Here is a 4,083-nt window from a genome sequence, read left to right on the forward strand (position 1 = left end):
GTCCCCTTCCTCGCCGACCTCGTCACCCTCGCCGACCCCACCAGCCCCTGGAGCTTCCTCAACTACCTCCGCACCCGCGAACGCCTCTACCCCTTCTACTTCGCCGAGCACTTCCACATCCAGCGCGCCGAATACGACGCCTACTGCCGCTGGGCCGCCGAACACCTCCCCGGCCTGCACTTCCGCCACCAGGTCGACGCCGTCCGCTGGAACCCCGAACGCGACGTCTTCGAAGTCGACTTCACCCAGCTCGACACCGACGGCGAAGCCGAGGCCCTCGGCCGCACCTACACCCGCAACGTCGTCCTCGGCATCGGCACCGAACCCCACGTCCCCGACCCGCTCCGCCCCCTCGCCGAAGCCCCCGGCGTCCCCGTCGTCCACGCCAACGACTACCTCACCCACCGCGACACCCTCCTCGCCGCGGACCACATCACCGTCGTCGGATCAGGACAGTCCGGCGCCGAGGTCTTCCTCGACCTCCTCAGAGCCCGCCCCGCCGGACACGAACGCCTCCACTGGATCGGCCGCACCCACGCGTTCGCCCCCATGGAGTACTCCAAACTCGGCCTCGAACACTTCACCCCCGACTACACCCGCTACTTCCACCGCCTCGCCGAACCCGTCCGCGACCGCCTCGTCGCCGCCCAGTGGCAACTCCACAAGGCCGTCGACGCCGACACCCTCGCCGCCATCCACGACGAGCTGTACCGCCGCACCCTGCACGGCGGCTGGCCCGACGCCGTCCTCACCCCCGGAGTCCACGTCCGCACCGCCGGACGCATCGCCGGCACCCGCATCGAACTCCACCTCGAACACCTCCAGCAGAACACCCGCACCCGCCTCACCACCGACGCCGTCGTCCTCGCCACCGGCCACCGCGAACGCCCCCTCGACCGCATCCTCGCCGGACTCGACCCCCACCTCCGCCGCGACCAGGCCCGCCGCCCCCGCATCGACGACCACTACCGCCTCGACCTCGACCCCCGCATCACCGACACCGGCTGCCACATCTACGTCCAGAACGCCGAACGCCACACCCACGGCGTCGGCGCCCCCGACCTCGGCCTCGCCGCCTGGCGCAGCGCCACCCTCCTCAACACCCTCACCGGCAAGGACAACTACCCCCTCCCCGCCCGCACCGCCTTCACCACCTTCGGCCTCGAACACGGCCACACACCCCGACAGCCCCAGATCCCGCCCGCACGCCGGTACCGCACACCGACACCCCTGCGCGACGGAACCTGAGGCCGTCAGACCCACCGACCGGCTAGAACACCGGCACACCGTCCCGCGTGAGCCTCCAGTCCACCGACGCGAAGTCCGCCGGATCCAGCACACCCTTCGCGGTCACCCACTCCGCGATCCGCGTCCGGATCTCCGTCGACTCCGACCACACCTCAAGGGCGGAGGCCACATGCGGGAACGCACCGCCGCCGTTCGCCCGGTAGTTGTTCACCGCGAACACGAACTCCCGCGCGTCGTCGAGCGCCACACCCTCGAACGTCAGATTCCGGATCCGCGAACCCGGCGCCTGCGCGATGTCGATGTCGTACGACAACCCCGACACATAGTCGTAGTTGTAGTCCGGACGGCCACCCGCGTTCGTCAGCTTCTCCACATCGACCACCGCGTCCGCCGCCGTCCGCGCGAAATACTCCGCCGAGTACTCCAGGTACGCCCTGATCTGCGCACCCGTCATCACCTTCGCCACCAGCGTGTTGTCGTACACGTACAGACTCGACAGATCCCGGATCGTCACATTCCCCGCCGGGATCTCCGAGGTCCGCGAGAACGGCGACGCCTGCGAGATCACCGGCAGCGACGCGTACGACGTCCCCGCCAGCGCCGCCCGCACCACGTCCTCCTGCACCGTGGTGATCAGGTCGATGATCGGTGCGTCCTTGTACCGCGCCTCGACCGTCGTCAGCGTCGCCGTCGCCGTACCCACCACCTGATTGACGTACGCCACCACCTTCGCGTGCTCGTCCGACAACAGCTTGGTGATCTTCCTGTCGTCCGCGACCGTGTTGGAGTTCAGCACCTTCGACGCCACCGACTCCACCGACCAGCGCCCCTTGGCGAACACCAGCTCGATGTCGAACACCGACAGCCGCTCCGCGAACGCCAGCGGCTCCGACAGCACCACCGTCTTCCCCGTCTTCGCGTTCGTCACCTTCAGCTCGGGGATCTCCACATGCGCGTGCCCCACCAGGATCGCGTCGATCCCCGGCACCTGCTGCGCCACCAGCGCCGCCGAATTCTCCACGTACGGCAACTGGTCACCGTACGACGACGTCCCCGACGACCCCGAATGCGCCGACACCACCACCACGTCCGCGCCCATCGACCGCAGCTTCGGCACCCACTTCGCCGCCTGCTCCTCAAGCCCCGGGAACGCCAGCTTGCCCTGCACGTACGCCTTGTCCCAGATCGCGATACCCGGGTTGGTCAGCCCCAGCACCGCCACCTTCACCGGCGGCGCGCCCTTCACAGGGAACGACTTCATGAAGTACGGCGGGAACGCGGGCTTCAGCGTCTTCGCGTCCACCGCGTTCGCGCCCAGCAGCGGGAAACGGCACTGCCGCTCGAACGCGCGCAGCGTCTCGATGCCGTAGTTGAACTCATGGTTGCCCAGCGCCACCGCGTCGTACCCGATCGCGTTCATCGCCTGCGCCATCGGATGCACCGGACCGCCCTTGGCGGTGATCGGGTCGACCTTGGCGTAGTAGTACGTCAGCGGCGTGCCCTGGATGGTGTCACCCGCGTCCAGCAGCAGCGTGTTGCAGCGGCCCTTCTCCGCCCGTACCCGGTTGACCAGCGTCGAGATGCGGGCCAGGCCCTGCGCGTTGCCCGCCGTGTCCTGGTACTCGGCGTTCTTGAAGTAGTCCCAGTTGAAGACATGGCCGTGCAGGTCCGTCGTCCCCATCACGGTCAGCGCGTACCGCTTCTGCTTCTGCGCCGGCCTGCCCGCCTGGACGGCGTGCGCCGCCGGGGCCCCGGCCGCGCTCGCGACCGCCACCCCCGCCCCGGTCGCGGCGGACTTCTTCAGGAACTTCCGGCGGTTCAGCGGCATGTCTCGTGCTCCTCGGCAAAGGCGAACAACGCGCGTGGGTAACGCGCGTAGATTCTGACTCGGACATGACTAACCGCAACAGACCCCGGAGGTTGCGATCTGATGACCGGCGGGGTCGGATCGGATCATCCGATGGTCCACGAGGCGCTCATAGGAGCGGCACCCCGCACACTTCAACAGTTGTCAACTACGCTTCATTTGACGCTTGTTGGGCGGTCATGTCCTCCCCATTCGCTACCGATCGGTAAGCCATAGGCTCGACCCATGCGCCGAGCGAAAATCGTCTGCACCCTGGGCCCCGCCACCGACACCTTCGACCAGATCAAGGCCCTCGTCGAAGCCGGAATGGACGTCGCCCGACTGAACCTCAGCCACGGCGGACACGCCGAACACGAGGAGCGCTACCGCCACGTACGCAAGGCGTCCGACGAGACCGGCCACAGCGTCGGCGTCCTCGCCGACCTTCAAGGCCCGAAGATCCGCCTCGGACACTTCGCCGAAGGCCCCGTACTCCTTGAACGCGACGACACCTTCACCATCACCGTCGAAGAAGGCGTCGCCGGCGACCGCCACCACTGCGGCACCACCTACGGCGGCCTCGCCGACGACGTCACCCCCGGCGAACGCATCCTCGTCGACGACGGCAAGGTCTGCCTCGAAGTCACCTCCGTCGACGGCCCCCGCGTCCGCACCCGCGTCCTCGAAGGCGGCATCGTCTCCGACCACAAGGGCCTCAACCTCCCCGGCGTCGCCGTCTCCGTCCCCGCCCTCTCCAAGAAGGACGAGGAAGACCTCCGCTGGGCCCTGCGCACCGGCGTCGACGTCATCGCCCTGTCCTTCGTCCGCAGCGGCAAGGACATCACCGACGTCCACCGCATCATGGACGAGGAGGGACGCCGGCTCCCCGTCATCGCCAAGGTCGAGAAACCCCAGGCCGTCGAGAACATCGACGACATCGTCGCCGCCTTCGACGGCATCATGGTCGCCCGCGGCGACCTCGGCGTCGA

Annotated in this window: 3 protein-coding genes; 2 read left to right on the forward strand and 1 reads right to left on the reverse strand. The window is 68.4% G+C overall.

Annotated features, from left to right (window positions below):
• On the forward strand, nt 1-1,248 hold a 1,248-nt coding region (locus G6W55_RS36975; RefSeq protein ID WP_175524981.1), incomplete at its 5' end, for a lysine N(6)-hydroxylase/L-ornithine N(5)-oxygenase family protein.
• Nucleotides 1,249-1,270: 22 nt separating this feature from the next.
• On the opposite strand, the gene G6W55_RS36980 is transcribed toward G6W55_RS36975, so the two are convergent.
• Nucleotides 1,271-3,076, reverse strand: a complete 1,806-nt coding sequence (locus G6W55_RS36980; RefSeq protein WP_175524982.1) for a bifunctional UDP-sugar hydrolase/5'-nucleotidase — start codon at nt 3,074-3,076, stop codon at nt 1,271-1,273.
• 264 nt (nt 3,077-3,340) lie between these two features.
• Here G6W55_RS36980 and pyk point away from each other — a divergent pair.
• Nucleotides 3,341-4,083, forward strand: a 743-nt coding sequence (pyk, locus tag G6W55_RS36985; RefSeq protein WP_175524983.1) for a pyruvate kinase, incomplete at its 3' end; no start/stop codon positions are given.

The sequence above is a fragment of the Streptomyces sp. CAI-85 genome, from assembly GCF_013363615.1.
GTDB lineage: Bacteria > Actinomycetota > Actinomycetes > Streptomycetales > Streptomycetaceae > Streptomyces > Streptomyces antibioticus_B.